This window comes from Escherichia sp. F1, assembly GCF_046764225.1.
GTDB lineage: Bacteria > Pseudomonadota > Gammaproteobacteria > Enterobacterales > Enterobacteriaceae > Escherichia > Escherichia coli.
Genome location: NZ_CP177202.1, coordinates 3,828,487 through 3,846,594, shown reverse-complemented (window position 1 = coordinate 3,846,594; position 18,108 = coordinate 3,828,487). Strand labels below are relative to the sequence as shown.

The following is an 18,108-nucleotide window of genomic DNA, read 5'->3' as shown; positions in this document are numbered from 1 at the left end:
GGATGCATCACATCCGGCAATATCCATTAAAACTGATAGGTCATGCCAACCGCGACAATATCATCATTATTGATGTTCAGCTTATTATCGCTATCCAGTTGGTTTATTTTATAATCAACAAACGCTGACATATTTTTGTTGAAATAATATGTAGCACCGACGTCGATATAATTGACCAGATCTTCATCACCGATACCTTCAATATCTTTCCCTTTCGATAAGACATAACCCAGCGATGGACGCAGACCAAAGTCAAACTGGTATTGGGCGACCGCTTCAAAGTTCTGTGTCTTATTGGCAAAGCCGCCAGTTATTGGCGTCATTTTGCGTGTTTCAGAATAGAAAGTTGCCAGATAAATATTATTGGCATCGTATTTCAGACCTGTTGCCCATGCTTCTGCACGCTTGCCTGTGCCACGGCTTTGCAGGTTCTGCTCGTTGGTGCGATCGGAGTTGGTATAGGCTCCACTGATGGCGAAATCGCTGCCGCCGAAGTCATATGTCAATGACGTGCCGAAGCCATCGCCGTTTTGCTTTTTAACGTCGCGGTTTTCGTTTTTCCCTTGATATTGCAGGGTTAAGTTCAGACCATCGATAACGCCGAAGAAGTCGGTGTTCCTATACGTCGCCAGACCGCTGGCACGTTTGGTCATAAAGTTGTCGGTCTGTGCGGAGGAGTCGCCACCAAATTCCGGGAACATATCGGTCCAGGCTTCCACGTCATACAGCGCGCCCAGGTTACGACCATAATCGAAAGAACCCAAATCTTTATATTTCAACCCGGCAAAAGCGAGACGTGTTTTTTGCTGTGCAGTATCACTCTCCGCTTTATTACCGGCAAACTCTGCTTCCCAACGACCATAACCCGTCAGTTGATCGTTAATTTGTGTTTCGCCTTTAAAACCAAAACGGATATAACTCTGGTCGCCATCTTTACTGTCGTTATCACTCATATAATGCATGGCTTTAACTTTGCCATAGACATCCAGTTTATTACCGTCTTTGTTATATATTTCTGCGGCCTGTACGGATGCAGATGCCACAATGCCCATCACCACTAATGCCAGAGTGCTCTTTTTCATTTTCATTCCTGATTTTAATTAACGCGCGAATATTCAGCGGGAGAGTCCCGTTGAAAACAGGAAAGTTTTTAACCTGAGATTGTTAAAGATATATTACAGATTAATAATATTCTTAAAATGTGGTAATTTATTAAATCTGTAATAAAAGCGTAAACAACTGCCGCTACGCTTGCTGATCCCGCGCAACAAAACGCCATGCTTTGCTCGCAGATGGTTGGCAACCGACGACAGTCCTGCTAAAACGTTCGTTTGATATCATTTTTCCTAAAATTGAATGGCAGAGAATCATGAGTGACAGCCAGACGCTGGTGGTAAAACTCGGCACCAGTGTGCTAACAGGCGGATCGCGCCGCCTGAACCGTGCCCATATTGTTGAACTCGTTCGCCAGTGCGCGCAGTTACATGCCGCCGGGCATCGGATTGTTATTGTGACGTCGGGCGCGATTGCCGCCGGACGTGAGCACCTGGGTTACCCAGAACTACCAGCGACTATCGCCTCGAAACAATTGCTGGCGGCGGTAGGGCAGAGTCGACTGATTCAACTGTGGGAACAGCTGTTTTCGATTTATGGCATTCACGTCGGGCAAATGCTGCTGACCCGTGCTGATATGGAAGACCGTGAACGCTTCCTGAACGCCCGCGACACCCTGCGTGCGTTGCTCGATAACAATATCGTTCCGGTAATCAATGAGAACGATGCTGTCGCTACTGCAGAGATTAAGGTCGGCGATAACGATAACCTTTCTGCGCTGGCGGCGATTCTGGCGGGTGCCGATAAACTGTTGCTGCTGACCGATCAAAAAGGTTTGTATACCGCTGACCCGCGCAGCAATCCGCAGGCAGAACTGATTAAAGATGTTTACGGCATTGATGACGCACTGCGCGCGATTGCTGGCGACAGCGTTTCAGGCCTCGGAACTGGCGGCATGAGTACCAAATTGCAGGCCGCGGACGTGGCTTGCCGTGCGGGTATCGACACCATTATTGCCGCGGGCAGCAAGCCGGGCGTTATTGGTGATGTGATGGAAGGCATTTCCGTCGGTACGCTGTTCCATGCCCAGGCAACGCCATTAGAAAACCGTAAACGCTGGATTTTCGGTGCGCCGCCGGCGGGTGAAATCACGGTAGATGAAGGGGCAACTGCCGCCATTCTTGAACGCGGCAGTTCCCTGTTGCCGAAAGGCATTAAAAGCGTGACTGGCAATTTCTCGCGTGGTGAAGTCATCCGCATTTGCAACCTCGAAGGTCGCGATATCGCCCACGGTGTCAGTCGTTACAACAGCGATGCATTACGCCGTATTGCCGGACACCACTCGCAAGAAATTGATGCAATACTGGGATATGAATACGGCCCGGTTGCCGTTCACCGTGATGACATGATTACCCGTTAAGGAGCTGGCCGATGCTGGAACAAATGGGCATTGCCGCAAAGCAAGCCTCGTATAAATTAGCGCAACTCTCCAGCTGCGAAAAAAATCGTGTGCTGGAAAAAATCGCCGATGAACTGGAAGCACAAAGCGAAATCATCCTCAACGCTAACGCCCAGGATGTTGCTGACGCGCGTGCCAATGGCCTTAGCGAAGCGATGATTGACCGTCTGGCACTGACGCCCGCACGGCTGAAAGGCATCGCCGACGATGTGCGTCAGGTGTGTAATCTCGCCGATCCGGTGGGGCAGGTAATCGATGGCGGCGTACTGGACAGTGGTCTGCGTCTGGAGCGCCGTCGCGTGCCGCTGGGGGTGATTGGCGTGATTTATGAAGCGCGCCCGAACGTGACGGTAGATGTCGCTTCGCTGTGCCTGAAAACAGGTAACGCGGTGATCCTGCGCGGCGGCAAAGAAACGTGTCGCACTAACGCTGCAACGGTGGCGGTGATTCAGGACGCCCTGAAATCCTGCGGCTTACCGGCGGGTGCCGTGCAGGCGATTGATAATCCTGACCGTGCGCTGGTCAGTGAAATGCTGCGTATGGATAAATACATCGACATGCTGATCCCGCGTGGTGGCGCTGGCCTGCATAAACTGTGCCGCGAACAGTCGACGATCCCGGTGATCACAGGTGGTATAGGCGTATGCCATATTTATGTTGATGAAAGTGCAGAGATCGCTGAAGCCCTGAAAGTAATCGTCAACGCGAAAACCCAGCGTCCGAGCACATGTAATACGGTTGAAACGTTGCTGGTGAATAAAAACATCGCCGATAGCTTCCTGCCCGCATTAAGCAAACAAATGGCGGAAAGCGGCGTGACATTACACGCAGATGCAGCTGCGCTGGCGCAGTTGCAGACAGGCCCCGCGAAGGTGGTGGCTGTGAAAGCGGAAGAGTATGACGATGAGTTTCTGTCATTAGATTTGAACGTCAAAATCGTCAGCGATCTTGACGATGCCATCGCCCATATTCGTGAACACGGCACACAACACTCCGATGCGATCCTGACCCGCGATATGCGCAACGCCCAGCGTTTTGTTAACGAAGTGGATTCGTCCGCTGTTTACGTTAACGCCTCAACGCGTTTTACCGACGGCGGCCAGTTTGGACTGGGTGCGGAAGTGGCGGTAAGTACACAAAAACTCCACGCGCGTGGCCCAATGGGGCTGGAAGCACTGACCACTTACAAGTGGATCGGCATTGGTGATTACACCATTCGTGCGTAAATAAAACCGGGTGATGCAAAAGTAGCCATTTGATTCACAAGGCCATTGACGCATCGCCTGGTTAGTTTTAACCTTGTCCACCGTGATTCACGTTCGTGAACATGTCCTTTCAGGGCCGATATAGCTCAGTTGGTAGAGCAGCGCATTCGTAATGCGAAGGTCGGAGGTTCGACTCCTCTTATCGGCACCATTTAAATCAATAAGTTACACATAATTAATACCTTCCTTTTTTTTGACTGGGACAAATTTGGGACCGATGGGTTCAGGACTGAGTCTATTTGCCGTGCGTGTTCGGTAAGGTGATTAGGCGCGAGGTGAGCATATCGACGAAACATTTCGATAGACTCCCAGCCTCCCATTTCTGAAAATGCAAGAAGAGAAACACTGGACTGAACCAGCCTGCTTGCCTTTGCTATCAAAGTACCTTGAAGGCCAGATGATTTCTGGCGATATTTACAGCGCTTCCGCAATGAGTTTTTCTCTGTGCCGCCAGAGACGTTCCCCGCTTTTTCAGCGTGGCGATAATGTCGGTGGAATGCCAGTCCTGTTGCATCATGCGGCCACCTCACTGATAAATTTTACGCCGTCGGCGGTACGCAGCCAGCGCGGGGATTTGAGTCCTTCCGTGAAATACCAGACCAGCTCACACAGCAGCCCGGTCAGGGTTTGTTCCATTTTTGGCTCCGCCGGGCGTTCCAGCAGAAGCTGGAGTAGTGCGAGGCAGTATTCACACAAGGAATCTGGTTCGGAAATAAAGTGCTCTTGTGTGGCGGGAAGGGTATCAACGGTCAGGCTTTCGGTAAGATGCGGCGGGATGGGGTCATGCAGTGTGGGTTGCAGTAGCGCAAGAGCCGCGTGAAGCCGTCCGCACAGCGCCAGCCGCAGCGCGGGATCGTCGGTTTCTATCAGGGTTTCGGCGAAGCGGGTGCAGTAGTCAGCAAGGACAGTGAAATCCGTGGTGGCATTGAAGGGGACGGACAACAGATCGAGTAAATCGCAGTCAGGGGTGAGGATTGTAGCCATAGGGCAACCTCCGATGAGTAATGTTTACCACCACCAGAGGTTCCAATCTCTTGGGTGGCGGAACCGGACGGGGTTGGAACTACCGGCCTCATCGACACCGGCGCGTCTTGCGACGCCCCCGCCCGGCCCGCCATTGAGGTGTAGCCGAACGCACGACACAAAAAAAGCGCTAACGCGCCATATGTCGTCGATGAAGTAATTCAGGGTTCCAATCCCGACGCCTGATTTTGCAGGCGCGGGAGAAAGATACTGCGATCGGTTATGAACGGCAAGCGGTTTTGCTACGATGAGTGCGGCGCAATGCGGATCTGGAATGCGCCTCGCAAAACCACGCCGGGGATTATTTGACCGTGACCTGTCCGTTCATAAGTAGAGGGAGGAGCCAGTCGCGGAGTTGGATTAAATGACTATTCTCTTGAGTGTTTGATGCCAGTTTATTATAAATTGGCATCATTTTATTCTCGAATAACGCCACAACATCAGGAGTGGGGCATATGATTTCACACTTAGTGATATGCGTATTGGTCAGGTTATTAATATTAGTTCCCAAGCACTGATTGTTTATATAAGACTTAAACCATTTCGATTGCAGGAATGTATTTATAAAATATCTGTATTCTCTGACGGGTGTAATTTTTGAACAAAATGCGCCAAATGCATGTTTTTTTTCGAAATAATACACGCCATTCTTCCCTACATGCTCCTTACTACCACTTGACATCACGATCAATATGTCAAATTTATTTAGCATTTGATTAACGTTTACTCTACTAGATGGAATGAAGACTAAATCATCAATATCAACATTATTTCCCGTCACATTTGTAGCGCGAAGAATGCCTATCGTATCTTTATCATCCTGAGTTCGAACATCCTCTTTGCTATAAGTAACGCCACGATCTAACTCAATAAACTTACCAAGAATGGAGTCATTCCACCCCGCCGGAATTTCCCGTTTCAGCGTGGCGTTATACTCCATCTTACCGCCGGAGGTTTTATACGGTTTTCCGTTGGCATTAGGGAAATCAAACTGTACAAACCAGTAGTCGTACAGCGTTTTCGCCATCGCTTCCAGTTCGGCGTTGATACGGTTGTTGAGGGCGATTTTCTTATCGATACTACCTAATAGATTCGCCACTTTTTTCTGTTCTTCAAGAGGCGGTATGCGAATTGGAAAATTTGGAAATTCACTTATCGAAAGACGATCTACAGTAGCGCCTGTGAGCGTATTTGCTTTTATTGTTTGTTGGAATGCTGGCGACAAATATGCATATAAAACATACTCTGGCATAGCTTTAGCTTTATTGAACCTCAACAAGCCCATGCGTCGACCAAGACACGCCCTTACGCCAGCAGGCATGAGTGCCGCCTCACCAAGTCTGGTTTCGTAAGAGAAAAGAAGGTCTCCCTTTTCAGGTGTAACTCTTTTGGTCCATTTTTTAAAATCTTCCTCGCTTAAAAAGGCTGACTTCGTAAGATCCAATCTCCCCTTATCCAGGCTTGAGATGCTTAGGAAGTATGGGCCGGAAGGAAGTTTTTTAGGTGTTGCATGTGGCCCATCAAAAACTTCAGCAATTTCTCCAATGGTAGTCATATAACTATGCGTCATACTTCAGCCCCGCCATCTGCTTTTTAATCTCCACCTCCAGCTCGTGCGACTGGCTAAACAAACTTTCCAGATTCTCCGTAAATCCTTTCATCTTCGCGGTAAACTGTTCAGGCGTCATATCGGTGTATTCGATTTTCACATCAAAATACTGCCCGGCGCTGAACGAGTAGTTTTTCGCGGCGATCTTGTCATAGCTGACCACCACCGAGAAATCCTCTTCGCTCCACTTATTGTTGAACACTTCGCAGATGCGCTGCTCTTCTTCTTCGGTCAGTACCGTTTTCTGGTTTTTACCGTCTTTGACCTTTTCACCTAAATTTGAGGCGTCGATCAATACCACTTTCTCTTTGTTGCTGGCGTCAATAAACAGGATCGACACGTTGGTGCCGGTGGTGGCGAAGATATTCGACGGCATGGAAACCACGCCCGCCAGCATCCTGTTTTTCACCAGATGCTCGCGAATGCCTTTATCAATGCCCGACTGCGCGGTGATAAAGCCGGTCGGCACCACGACCGCCGCCTTGCCACCCGGTTTCAGCGAGAAAATGATGTGTTGCAGGAACAACTGGTAAATTTCCATTTTGTCCCTGGCTTTGGCTTTGATTTTTGGTATCCCGGCAAAGAAACGTTGCTGGTTTTCCTTGCTATCCAAATCGTCGCGGAAATCGCTGAAATCCATCTTAAACGGCGGGTTAGAGACGATATAGTCAAAGCGTTTCAGCGCGCTGCCGTCCTTGTGGAACGGGTGCAGAATGGTGTTGCCCTGAATCACGTTGGGGATCGAATGCACCAGATTGTTGAGGATCAGGTTCAGGCGCAGCAGGTTGGAGGATTTCTGCGAGATGTCCTGCGCAAAGATGCTGCAACGATCTTCCCCGATGGCGTGCGCCACGTTCATCAGCAGCGTGCCAGAACCGGCGGACGGGTCGTAACAGCTTACGTTGCGCACCACGCCTTGCTGAGCTTTCGGCACCAGGATTTCCGCCATGATGCGCGCCACGGCGTGGGGCGTGTAGTATTCCGCGTATTTGCCGCCGGAGTTGCTGTTGTAGTCTTTGATCAGGTATTCAAAGATGGTGGCGTAGAAGTCGAATTTCTGCGTGAAGATGCGTTCGAAGCTGAAATCGGCCAGTTTGTTGATAATGGCGCGGCAGAAGTCATCGCGCTTTGATTCGTCGGCGATGTACTGGCTGAGGCGTTCAAACAGCACCACTTTCGCGCCGCCGTCGGTTTTGACCGCGAAGACGTCGTTGTTGGTGGCGGCGATGTCCATCAGGGTGTCGTCAAAAGTTCTGGCAAAGTCCGCTGCGTTTTGTCGGTTATACAAGTAACGAATAAAATGGTGCGGCTTCAGGCGGGCGGTATCCGGGGCCATCCGCTGTTGCAGCTTTTTCAGTTGATCTTCGCTCATTGCGCTGAGCGCATCTTCCCAGCTTTCGGCGCTGGCGATACTTTTATCTTTCTGTTTGGCCTCAAAAGCGAATTTGTCGTTCAGGAATTTGTACAGGAATGCCTGAGTGATAATTTTGAATTCGTTACCGTCGTTGCCCAGGCCGTAGTTCGCACAGATACTTTTCAGGCTGTCGATCAGGGCTTTGGTTTTGTCTCTAAATTCCAGTTCTACCACGTTCGTGCTCCGGTATTAAATTCGTTCAGGTATTCCGCCACAATCAGGCGGTTGATGTCGCTTACCGCACTGGAGGTCAGAGTGATATGGTGCTCATCCTCAAAGTGCGTGATGACGCATGACTCCATATGTCGCTCAAAATAGCTTTCATTGTTCAGTATCTGGCTGTTGTTCAGCACTTTTTCATCCGCATCCAGCTTAACGCTAAGCAGTGCTTCGAAGATTTTACGCTCCGGCTCGCTCAGGCCGCCGCGCTCGCGCAGGCGTTTGTGGGTACGCGCGTATTTCACGTCGCCCCGGTATTTCTGGCGCAGCAGGTTATTTTGGCGGTTTAGCTCTTTGATGCGGCCATGAATTTTATTGAGTGTGCCGATATTCGCAACCATTTCTTGCTGGGTGACTTCGCTGAGTTTCTTTTTCTTAAACAGACGCTCCAGTTCGTCTTTCAGGCTGACGAACTGCGGGTCCTGCTGGTCGAAGTTGGCGGCCAGCGCTTCGCGGGTGCGGCGCAGCGTCTCTTTCAGCTCGTCGGCCAGTACCAGCTCTTCTTCGCCCACTTTGTGGAATTCAAAGATCACCTCTTCCAGCGCCCGGTTCAGCAGGCCGGAGAGGTCAACACCCTGTTCCAGATCCGCTTTCAGGTTGAGTAAGTCGAGGCGACGGCTGGCTTCGCGGTAAAGGATGTTGAGTTTGTTGAAATCCAGCGCCTGGAGAAACTCAGTGTTGCCCTGGAGGCGAACCAGGTTGTACAGGCTGCGGGCGTCGGCCAGCGCGTTTTTCAGTACCAGCGCGGTTTCCCGGTCCTGGATCTGGTTTATCTGGTCAGTGAAGATTTCCGCGTTTTCGGTATCGAAGCTAAACAGAACGTCTTTGATGTGTTCGATTTCTTCGCGGATCTCATCCGCCGATTTGAACAGGCGGGAGTAATGCTCCATTTCATCGCCCAGTTCAGCCTGTAGTTCTTCGAAGTAGGCTTTGTTGGTGGCGTCAAATTCCTGGCGGATGTCGGCGAAGTCCACCACATAGCCGTAGCGGAAGTGGTTGTAGGTTCGGTTGACGCGGGTCAGCGCCTGGAGCAGGTTGTGCTTTCTGATCACCCGCCCGAGGTAGAGTTTTTTTAGCCGTTTGGCGTCAAAGCCAGTGAGCAACATGTTGTAGACGAACAGCAGGTCAATCTCGCCCGCTTTGAATTGCTCCACCCACTCTTTGCGTTCCTGCTTGCTGCCGACGTCGTGCAGGATCAGGGCGGCGCGTTTGATTTTCCGCGTTTCTTTGGCGTGGATCTGGTAAACGGCGGCAGGCTCTGCGGCCTGTAATACCGGCATTTCTTCGGCGACTTCATCGGCAGCGGTGGGCGATTCGGCGTAGTCAGTGTTGAATATCTCAAACATCTGCTTGGCCTGTTCTGAGCTGTCGCAAATCACCATGCCGCCGATGGTGTCATCATTCAGTGCGCCCCGGCTTTTGGCAAAGTCGGTGACGATGTAGTTCAGCATCGGTTTGACGAAACTGGGATGGGCGTAGATGTATTTGCGATCCACATCGCCCATTCTGACTTCTACGTCTTTTAGCGCCTGTTGCAGGATCATCCGGTAGTTGGTGGCGATCTCTTCGCGGATCAGGCGCAGCGTGTAGCCGTCGGCAATGGAGGCGTTGTAGTAGTATTTGTGGATGTAGTCGCCGAAGAGGTCGCGGGAGTTGTAGTCTGTGCCCAGCAGAGGCGTACCGGTCAGGCCAATTTTGATGGCGTTGGTGTCCGACTGGCTTAAATTCGCCAGGAAGCTCCCTTTGGGGTTGTAGCTGCGGTGGACTTCATCGAGGAAGTACACGCGTTGGATGTTGATGTCGTAGTCTTTGGTGGTGACGACATCCGGGTCATCGCGGAATTTCTGAATGTTGACGACGGTGATTTCCGCTTTGCCGTGGTGGTTGTGCAGCGCCTGCGTCGCTTTGATATCGCGGGTGAAGGCTTCGCGGGAGTCGATAAGGTGAACGATTAAGCCACGGGCGGTGAATTCACGCTGCGCCTGCTGGAGCAGATCAAGACGATCGACAATAAAGTAGAATTTCGGGATCACCTGCTGATTCTGGAAGTAATCTGTCAGGAAGCGCACGTTGTAGTATGCCAATGCGGTTTTCCCACTGCCCTGGGTGTGCCAGATAATGCCTTTTTTCACGCCAGCGTTCAGTTTGCGCTCAATCGCTTTGGTGGCGAAGAGCTGCGGGTAGCGCATGATGTGTTTTTGGATGCCGCCCGGTTCGGCTACATACACCAGCGCATAGCGCAGGATAAATGCCAGCCGATCCCGGCTCAACAGCGCGGTACAGAGGCGGTTTGTCGGGCGGTTGTGATCTTTGTTGGTCTGAAATTCTGGGTTGGTGCGGATCACTTCCAGGTTGTTGTCTTTCAGGACGGCGATTTCGGTTTCTTCTGACAGCGGTTTCAGTAAGTTGGTCAGGTTGAAGAGTTCTTCTTCGCGGAAGTAGTTGAATACCGGGTTGCTGTAAGAGCTGCTGGCGTAGAATGCCCCTTGAATCGGCTCCGGGTCGCTGTCGTCATACTCCATGTTATTGGAGAAGATCATGAACTGGGTGATGTTGGCGAAGCGTTTGAATTTGGGGTTTTTAAAGCGTTCGTTGATGCGGTTGCGTTCTGCGACGATGCCTTCCCGATTGTTGGGTTTTTTCACTTCGATAAAGATTAGCGGCATGCCGTTGATCAGCAGCGTGATGTCCGGGCGGAACTCTTCATCACCGTTTTCGCAGGTCAGTTCGGTGACAACATGGAAGCTGTTGTTGTTGAAGTCGTCGAAGTCGATCAGCTTGATGCCGGAACGGTCGCTGAGTTTTTCGAAGAAGGCGCGGCCCAGATCATCGTTGTCGAGAAGCAGCGTGAGGTCTTTTAACAGGCGTCCGATGTCGTCTGGCGCAAGTCCGGGATTTATTCTGCCAATCGCAGCGGTGAAGAGGTCAGGGAAGATATTGGTTTCTTTGTCCCAGCGTTGTTCTTTAAGGGACAGGTAGTGGTAGCCCAGCCGTATCAGGTGGAGGATGACGGGGATTTTTACTCGGGTATCTTCAGTGAATTTCATTGTGTTCCCTGTATTTATCACGTCTCAGGCCATGCAGCGCCCCACAACCTTGGAACGGCTGGCAACAATGTCTATTCGATTTGCATCTATGTTACACGTTCTCTTTAAACCGACCGAGCATATTTGTCGCACTTTGCCCGAATGGGGGTAAGTTTGAATTTTTTGTTTAATGTCGATTTTAAGTAGACAAAATGAGGAATAAGTAAACTATTTCTTGCTGTGGGGTATCCCTGAACCTACACTGGTTTAAATATTCGTACTAATGTCTATTCAGGAGCGACATTTGCCAAATTATATAAACTGGTTGATGCAAAACACGCTACCCGGCCAAGTGCTGCTCCAGTCATGGCTTACCCGCAACGGCGTAGATCGTAAGCTCTCTTACCTCTATGTCCAGAATGGCTGGCTCAGGCGGATCGCTCACGGCGTATACTGCCGGACGGGTCGTGAACCGGACTGGGTGGACGCGGTTTACTGCCTGCAAACACAGTGGGAAAAGCCAGTACGGGTGGCGGGGCTAACCAGCCTTGCGCTTCAGGGCCATGCGCACTATACCGAACCGGGTAAGCCGCAGGTCTGGCTCGCGCTTCCGGCTTACGTTAAGCTGCCGGGATGGTTTGCTGCCTTCGAACAATCTGCAACATTTATCATGCTGTATACATCGGGGCTTACCGTAGATGTAACGTCATTGACTACGGAACTGAAAATTGGCGACCGCCAGTTAGCAGGCAGTGCCCCGGAACTGGCCGCGTATGAGATCGCCTGCGGCGTTCCTTCGTTGATATCGTTCGAACATGCCGATGCTCTGTTTCAGGGGATGAATCTTCTCAGCCCGCGTAAATTGCAGGCGTTACTCTGCGCCAGTCATTCGGTTAAAACCAACCGGGTGATGCTTTACCTTGCCCGGCGTAATGGACACCCTTATTTTCAGTATATTGATCAAAGCGGTATAGAAACAGGTACGGGAAAGCGGCAAATCATACCCGGCGGCTGGCTGGAGCCGGATTATCAAATTACTGTTCCACGCGCATTTAAACCGGAAGGAGTCGAAGATGGATCTGCGTGATAGTTATGCCCGGCAGGTTAAGCTGTTGATGGCTGCTCTGCCGCATGTGGCGAAGGAGTCCTGTTTCGCGTTGAAAGGCGGCACGGCAATCAATTTGTTTGTGCAGGATTTTCCCCGTCTGTCGGTGGATATTGATCTGGCGTATAAGAGCTTTGCGGATCGCGATACTGATCTGGCGGCTATCAACGACGCTTTGAAGAGGATTACTGCATCGCTGAACGGCAGACCGGGGATCACCGCGATTCGGCAGGAAAATAAAGCGGATGAAAAGCGCATCATTGTGAATACCGCTGATGCAAAGATTAAGATCGAGGTTAGCCCGGTCTGGCGCGGGCTGTTGTTGCCTCCGGCAGAAATGCCTGTGTGCGAACGTGTGGAAATGGAGTATGGCTTCACCACCATGAGTGTCGTCTCGCTGGCGGATCTTTATGGCGGTAAAATCTGCGCAGCGCTTGATCGTCAGCACCCGCGCGATCTGTTTGATGTGCTGAATATGCTGGAGAAACCGGGACTGATGCGGGAGATCTTTGACGGTTTTCTTTGTTATCTGGCAGGCCATCCCCGCCCCATTGCCGAGTTGCTGGCCCCAAACTGGGATACAGAGCGGATCACGACGCTGTATGCTCAGGAATTTTCGGGGATGACTCAGCAGGAAACGTCGCTGGAATCGCTGCTGTCAGTAACGACTTTGCTGCCGCAGGCGTTGAAGTCACATCTTACGGATCTGGATCGCGAGTTCTTGCTCAGTTTTAAGCAAAACAGCCCTGACTGGTCGCGGTATCGCTATCCTGAAATTCAGCATCTTCCGGCTATTCGCTGGAAGCAACGTAATCTGGCGGTGCTGAAAGATAAAAATCCGGCGAAGTATGTGGCGGCGGTGAATAAGCTAGAGAGGGTGCTGGCGTAATCAATAGACCAGCATTAATCACAGATGATTACCAATCAGCCAGAAATGGTTAAATCGTCGAATTCATAATTAATACTTTTTCTTACGCCGCTGAACAGCTTGAAAAGGATACATATTTTAAATATCAGTGAAGTGAACAGTTTATTGCCGTTATTAATAGAGATGGAGGAATAAATACGCGTATTCTACTATTGCAACAAAAACAACGATGATGATCAGTTTTCATAATGAAGTAACCTGACAGATATAAAAATGTTGATTGAGGCTCAATGCCCGGATGAAGGTTGTCGAGGGAGCCAGGTGGTTTTTTCTTTTGGGTGATCTCCATTGCTGGATAGTCCCCTCTTTCTCGCTCAAAGCAGACCCTGGAATTGAACGCAGAGGGACTACCTGACACAATATTGCACAGTAAAGAGTCGGTCGTTGTTAACGTTCAGATTTTCAATGTATCAATGACCATCCGCAGGGCGGGGGAGACGTTGCGATGAGGGTAATAGAGAAACAATCCCTCCATTCGCAGGCTGTAACGCTGCAACACCCTGATAAGCTTACCGTGTTCTAAATCATCCGCGACCAGTTCAACAGGAACATAGGCCAATCCGAGGCCCAGCCGGGCTGCTTCTGCTTCCATATAGCTGTCGGATAAGGCCCATTGCCCTTCAGGGCGATGAGTGATTTTTTTATCATCCTGATTGAGTTCCCACTGGTATACGCTGCCGTCGGCAAACTGATAGGCGATACAGGGATGCGCCTTTAAATCCGCCGGGGTTTGCGGAAAACCATAGCGACGAAAATGTTCCGGAGTCCCCACAATTGCCATCTCCATATCGGGCGTGATGCGTACCGCGACCATACCCTGGCCGACTTCAGGCCCCAGGCGGACACCTGCATCGAATCTTTCCTCGATGATATCGACGAACCGGCTCTCATTTATCAGTTCAAGCCGGATATCAGGATATCGCTGTTTAAATACCGCCAGCTTTGGCAGCAGGCATTTATCAATCGCGTGCTGGCTGGCATTGATACGCACCGTGCCGGAGGGCGTCTCTCGATAGTGCGCCAGCGTGGCAAGCCCAAGATCTAACATTTCAAATCCAGATGCCGTCTTCTGGTAGAGCTGCTCGCCTGCTTGTGTCAGCGACAGTTTACGCGTGGTGCGCACTAGCAGCTGGACGCCCAGCCTTTCTTCAAGCTCGCGAACAGAACGGCTGACTCCTGACTGAGCAAGACCCAGCCGCTGAGCCGCTGCGGTAAAGCTGCCTTCTCGCACCACCTGCATAAACAGGTACAGCTCGTTATAGTTCTCCCTTTTCGCCATTGAAACATCCCCCCTTCATGCCGGCAATCTCCGCATTAATTTATAACAATATGGTATTAATCTTAGCATTAATCGCCCCCTAATCAGCACTAATTCTGCTCATTATAATGACCCCATCAAAGCAAAGCACCGCAGCGTTTTCCGTCGGAAACCTGTATCTCTCTATTGTTTTTTATGGGGATTTTTATGAAAGCCTTCACCCGAACGCTAAAAACCGCGATGCCGACCATGCTGCTTTTCGCATCATTAATTGGAGTCACGACAATGAGTTATGCTGATTCAACCAATCCTAATGCCCCTGTGTCCATGACAGATAAATGGGATAAAACGTTCGCCGAGAGCCAGAAAGTCGATCACCGTAAAGTCTCGTTCCCGAACCGATATGGCATCACCTTAGTGGGCGATCTTTACCTGCCTAAAGACCGTGGCGATCGCAAGCTGGCGGCGATTGCGGTCAGTGGGCCATTTGGCGCGGTGAAAGAGCAATCCAGCGGCCTGTATGCGCAGACGCTGGCGGAACGAGGGTTTGTTACCCTGGCGTTCGATCCTTCTTACACCGGGGAAAGCGGCGGCTATCCGCGAAACGTCGCCTCACCGGATATCAACACTGAAGATTTCAGCGCGGCGGTGGATTTCTTAGGGCTGCAAAAAGAGGTAGATCGCAACCGTATCGGGCTGCTCGGTATTTGTGGCTGGGGCGGCATGGCGCTGAACGACGTGGCGATGGATACCCGCGTTAAAGCGGTAGCTACCAGCGTGATGTATGACATGAGCCGGGCGATGGGTCATGGTGTGGGGGATGGCAAAGACCGTTATTCTACCGCCGACCGTCGTGCCGTTCTGCAATATCTGAATGAACAGCGCTGGCAGGATGCGCAGAGCGGAACGTTCGCTCACGGTGGTCATGATATTAATGTCGATAGCAACGGCAAGGTCAGTGCGGGCGAGCGCATTCTGCCAGAAACGCTGCCGGCAAATCCTCATCCGGTACTGAAAGAGTTCTTTGACTACTATCGCATGCCGCGCGGCTTCCACGAACGTTCCGTTAACTCTACCGGGGCGTGGACGGCAACGATGCCGCTGTCATTTATGAATATGCCGCTGTTGAGCTACGCCAGTGAAATCACCATCCCGACGCTGATTGTGACCGGTGAGAAAGCGCATTCACGCTATTTTGCTGAAGATGCTTACAAGGCGGTTGGCAGTAAAGACAAAGAGCTGGTGGTGGTACCAGGGGCAAATCACGTGGACCTGTACGATAACGTGGCCGGAAAAATACCTTTCGCGAAGTTCGAACAATTTTTCCAGACCAAACTGAAATAAAACCTCTCCTGAATTGATGCAAAGCCACCGGCCATAGGCTGGTGGCTTTTATCCTGATCTTTGTGAAATTTCACTATGTCGACACTAAGCCAAACACTATCACCTCATCATCAGCGCGCATACTGGGGCGGTATTTTTGCCATGACCCTGTGCGTGTTTGTGCTGATTGCTTCTGAATTTATGCCCGTCAGCCTGCTCACGCCGATTACCCGCGATTTAGGCGTGACGGAGGGGCTGGCAGGGCAGGGGATTGCTATCTCCGGCGCGCTGGCGGTTCTGACCAGCCTGACGCTTTCAACGCTAGCTGGAAAGATGAATCGTAAGTTCCTGCTGCTGGGGATGACGGTTCTGATGGCCGTATCGGGGCTTATTATTGCGCTGGCTTCCAGTTATCTGATGTATATGGTCGGTCGTGCGATGATTGGTGTGGCTATTGGCGGATTCTGGTCGATGTCAGCGGCAACGGCGATTCGTCTGGTGCCGCAGCATCAGGTCACGCGTGCGCTGGCAATTTTCAACGCCGGTAATGCGCTGGCGACGGTCGTGGCCGCACCGCTGGGAAGCTATCTGGGGGCTACGGTCGGATGGCGAGGCGCTTTCTTGTGCCTGGTGCCCATCGCGGTTGTCGCCTTTATCTGGCAGTGCATCAGCCTGCCAAGCATGGATGCGAATAAAAGCCACACTTCATGTGGCGCGGTATTCCGCTTATTTAGCCGCCGCATGGTTGTGGTCGGCATGATAGCCTGCTGCCTGTTTTTCATGGGGCAGTTTGCACTATTCACCTATGTGCGCCCGTTTCTGGAGTCGGTGACACGGGTTAATTCCTTAGGCTTGTCGTTGATTTTGCTGATTATCGGCGTGGCCGGTTTTATTGGCACGCTGGTTGTTTCGGCATTTCTCAACAGAAAATTCTACCCCACGCTGATGGCCATACCCGGACTGATGGCCGTCATTGCTATCGGTCTGATGCTGACCGGGCATCACGTCTGGACGGTCTCGCTGCTGTTAGGACTCTGGGGCATGCTGGCCACCGCCGCGCCAACCGGATGGTGGACATGGATTGCGCGTACGTTGCCTGACAACGCCGAAGCCGGAGGCGGGCTCATGGTCGCGGTGATTCAGCTCTCCATCGCCCTTGGATCAACAGCAGGAGGCATCGTATTTGACCGCCTTGGCTGGCAGAGCACGTTTGCTATGAGTAGCGTGCTGCTCCTTTGCGCTGGCGTACTGACCTTTGTTACCGCACGCCAGAAGGCCGGTGCGCTTTAGTCCGGCGAGGGCGCGCGTTGCTGAATAAGTTACACAAGGCGATGAGCGCCCACTATGGGTTGGGTGCTCTTTTAAACGATTTAGGTGATTTTCTAAAACGGCTACTGCAGATTTTTCTCTTAATTTATGGGTATTTCCCCCGGAGGCGAGAAAGCGCTCTCCACGCCCGGCCGCAAGGATCAGGACGACGGGGGCAGGCATGAATCCTCCTCCTGATGGAGACGTACAGAGGCGACTTCTGCCAGCACGGAGAGTGCCAGAGTATGCGCATCCCGGGCTTTGGGGAATATCCCGACGGGTGCCCGGATTTGCGCTGTCTCCTCCCTGGACCATCCCAGCTCGTGGAGCTTTTGCAGACGTAAAGTGTGGGTTCGATAGCTGCCCAATGCGCCGAGATAAAAGGGTTTTGCCTCTCGCGCGGCCTGCAACACTGGCAGCTCCCGGTTGAGATCATGGCACAGCAAAATGACCGCCGTATCGGTATCGATCTGAGCGCTGGCTGAGGCCGGAAAAAGATCGAAGATATGGCTGTCATAGCCTGTGGCTGCTGCAAGACTCGCGGTTGCCTGCGCCTCAAGAGAACGTCCGTAAATCATCAGACTGACGCATGGTCTGAACCCCACCTCAAAGCCATTGAGATTCCAGCCTGTCCGGGTTTGCGTGGGCAGGCACACCAGCGATTGAGCTTGCGGATCGTAGCGCAGACCCGCCGGTTTTCTCTGTTCCAGGCGGTTCAGCACGGCGAGCAGAGGCTGTGCCGAGCGTAGTTTATGGAGCGTCAGCGTGATCCCACCGCCGCAGGGCAGAACGATGTCAAACCACGGCGAACCTTCACCATAGCGAATTTCGCGATCGCGGCCTGAGCCCATCATCTCCAGCGCTTCAAAAGCGGCAGCGGCCTCCACGCAGCCGCCAGAGACAAAACCGCAGTAACGACCATCTTCGCGCACCACCATCTGCGCCCCGAGCGGGCGCGCCGCGCCGCCGCGTATCTCCACCAGCGTCACCAGCACCGCTCCTTTACCGGACATTAGCGCCTCTACGGCGAAGCGCAGAATGGTCCGGTGGTCATCGGTGAGAAACGCCTGCTCTGGCTTATGCCAGTGCTCGTCTTTGTCAAAAAGCGAGTATGACAT

13 protein-coding genes, 1 tRNA gene and 3 pseudogenes are annotated in these 18,108 nt (G+C 51.8%); 7 read left to right on the top strand and 10 right to left on the bottom strand.

From position 1 onward, the window contains the following. Positions 1–26: 26 nt before the first annotated feature. A complete protein-coding gene (gene phoE, locus ACK8NJ_RS18475; RefSeq protein ID WP_000749881.1) occupies positions 27–1,082 on the bottom strand; it encodes a phosphoporin PhoE in 1,056 nt (351 codons plus the stop codon). Positions 1,083–1,369: 287 nt separating this feature from the next. Between phoE and proB the strand changes: the two genes are divergently transcribed. The 3 genes from proB to ACK8NJ_RS18460 all read left to right on the top strand — a co-directional run bounded on the left by proB (position 1,370) and on the right by ACK8NJ_RS18460 (position 3,928). Beyond that, positions 1,370–2,473, top strand: a complete 1,104-nt coding sequence (proB, locus tag ACK8NJ_RS18470; protein WP_001285288.1) for a glutamate 5-kinase — start codon at positions 1,370–1,372, stop codon at positions 2,471–2,473. An 11-nt stretch (positions 2,474–2,484) separates the two neighbouring features. Further along, on the top strand, positions 2,485–3,738 hold the full coding sequence (proA, locus tag ACK8NJ_RS18465; protein WP_247840799.1) for a glutamate-5-semialdehyde dehydrogenase: 1,254 nt from the start codon (positions 2,485–2,487) through the stop codon (positions 3,736–3,738). A 114-nt stretch (positions 3,739–3,852) separates the two neighbouring features. Beyond that, a tRNA-Thr gene (locus tag ACK8NJ_RS18460) sits at positions 3,853–3,928 on the top strand. Between the two features lie 14 nt (positions 3,929–3,942). Here the strand turns inward: ACK8NJ_RS18460 and ACK8NJ_RS18455 are convergent. The 6 genes and pseudogenes from ACK8NJ_RS18455 to ACK8NJ_RS18430 form a co-directional block, all read right to left on the bottom strand. Beyond that, positions 3,943–4,145 (bottom strand): annotated as a pseudogene (locus ACK8NJ_RS18455) (integrase); the annotation flags it as partial. A 46-nt stretch (positions 4,146–4,191) separates the two neighbouring features. Further along, positions 4,192–4,294: pseudogene (locus tag ACK8NJ_RS18450) on the bottom strand (helix-turn-helix domain-containing protein). Next, positions 4,291–4,761 carry a hypothetical protein gene (locus ACK8NJ_RS18445; protein ID WP_411961870.1) on the bottom strand — a complete coding sequence of 157 codons (471 nt, stop codon included), beginning with the start codon at positions 4,759–4,761 and terminating at the stop codon, positions 4,291–4,293. The pseudogene ACK8NJ_RS18450 and the gene ACK8NJ_RS18445 overlap by 4 nt, the downstream one beginning before the upstream one ends. Positions 4,762–5,101: 340 nt before the next feature. Continuing rightward, positions 5,102–6,370, bottom strand: coding sequence for a restriction endonuclease subunit S (locus tag ACK8NJ_RS18440; protein WP_411961869.1), 1,269 nt, complete (start codon positions 6,368–6,370; stop codon positions 5,102–5,104). Continuing rightward, the gene (locus ACK8NJ_RS18435) at positions 6,360–7,997 is read right to left on the bottom strand and encodes an HsdM family class I SAM-dependent methyltransferase (RefSeq protein ID WP_411961868.1); all 1,638 of its coding nucleotides are present in this window, start codon (positions 7,995–7,997) and stop codon (positions 6,360–6,362) included. Before ACK8NJ_RS18435 ends, ACK8NJ_RS18440 begins: the two co-directional genes overlap by 11 nt. After that, the gene (locus ACK8NJ_RS18430; RefSeq protein WP_411961867.1) at positions 7,991–11,089 is read right to left on the bottom strand and encodes a type I restriction endonuclease subunit R; all 3,099 of its coding nucleotides are present in this window, start codon (positions 11,087–11,089) and stop codon (positions 7,991–7,993) included. The genes ACK8NJ_RS18435 and ACK8NJ_RS18430 overlap by 7 nt, the downstream gene beginning before the upstream one ends. Positions 11,090–11,372: 283 nt before the next feature. On the opposite strand from ACK8NJ_RS18430, the gene ACK8NJ_RS18425 reads away from it, so the two are divergent. Continuing rightward, positions 11,373–12,155, top strand: a complete 783-nt coding sequence (locus ACK8NJ_RS18425; RefSeq protein ID WP_411961866.1) for a type IV toxin-antitoxin system AbiEi family antitoxin domain-containing protein — start codon at positions 11,373–11,375, stop codon at positions 12,153–12,155. Beyond that, on the top strand, positions 12,142–13,062 hold the full coding sequence (locus tag ACK8NJ_RS18420; protein ID WP_000365806.1) for a nucleotidyl transferase AbiEii/AbiGii toxin family protein: 921 nt from the start codon (positions 12,142–12,144) through the stop codon (positions 13,060–13,062). The genes ACK8NJ_RS18425 and ACK8NJ_RS18420 overlap by 14 nt, the downstream gene beginning before the upstream one ends. A gap of 153 nt (positions 13,063–13,215) precedes the next feature. Here the strand turns inward: ACK8NJ_RS18420 and ACK8NJ_RS18415 are convergent. Next, a pseudogene (locus ACK8NJ_RS18415) lies at positions 13,216–13,284 on the bottom strand (hypothetical protein); the annotation flags it as partial. Positions 13,285–13,495: 211 nt separating this feature from the next. Continuing rightward, a complete protein-coding gene (locus ACK8NJ_RS18410) occupies positions 13,496–14,380 on the bottom strand; it encodes a LysR family transcriptional regulator (RefSeq protein ID WP_001119037.1) in 885 nt (294 codons plus the stop codon). A 264-nt stretch (positions 14,381–14,644) separates the two neighbouring features. Here ACK8NJ_RS18410 and ACK8NJ_RS18405 point away from each other — a divergent pair, with 264 nt between their 5' ends. Together ACK8NJ_RS18405 and ACK8NJ_RS18400 are read left to right on the top strand one after the other, a co-directional pair. Continuing rightward, positions 14,645–15,703, top strand: coding sequence for an alpha/beta hydrolase (locus ACK8NJ_RS18405; protein WP_001586705.1), 1,059 nt, complete (start codon positions 14,645–14,647; stop codon positions 15,701–15,703). 141 nt (positions 15,704–15,844) lie between these two features. After that, positions 15,845–16,972, top strand: a complete 1,128-nt coding sequence (locus ACK8NJ_RS18400) for an MFS transporter (RefSeq protein WP_000171074.1) — start codon at positions 15,845–15,847, stop codon at positions 16,970–16,972. Between the two features lie 179 nt (positions 16,973–17,151). On the opposite strand, the gene paoD is transcribed toward ACK8NJ_RS18400, so the two are convergent. After that, positions 17,152–18,108, bottom strand: coding sequence for a molybdenum cofactor insertion chaperone PaoD (gene paoD / locus ACK8NJ_RS18395; RefSeq protein ID WP_000122398.1), 957 nt, complete (start codon positions 18,106–18,108; stop codon positions 17,152–17,154).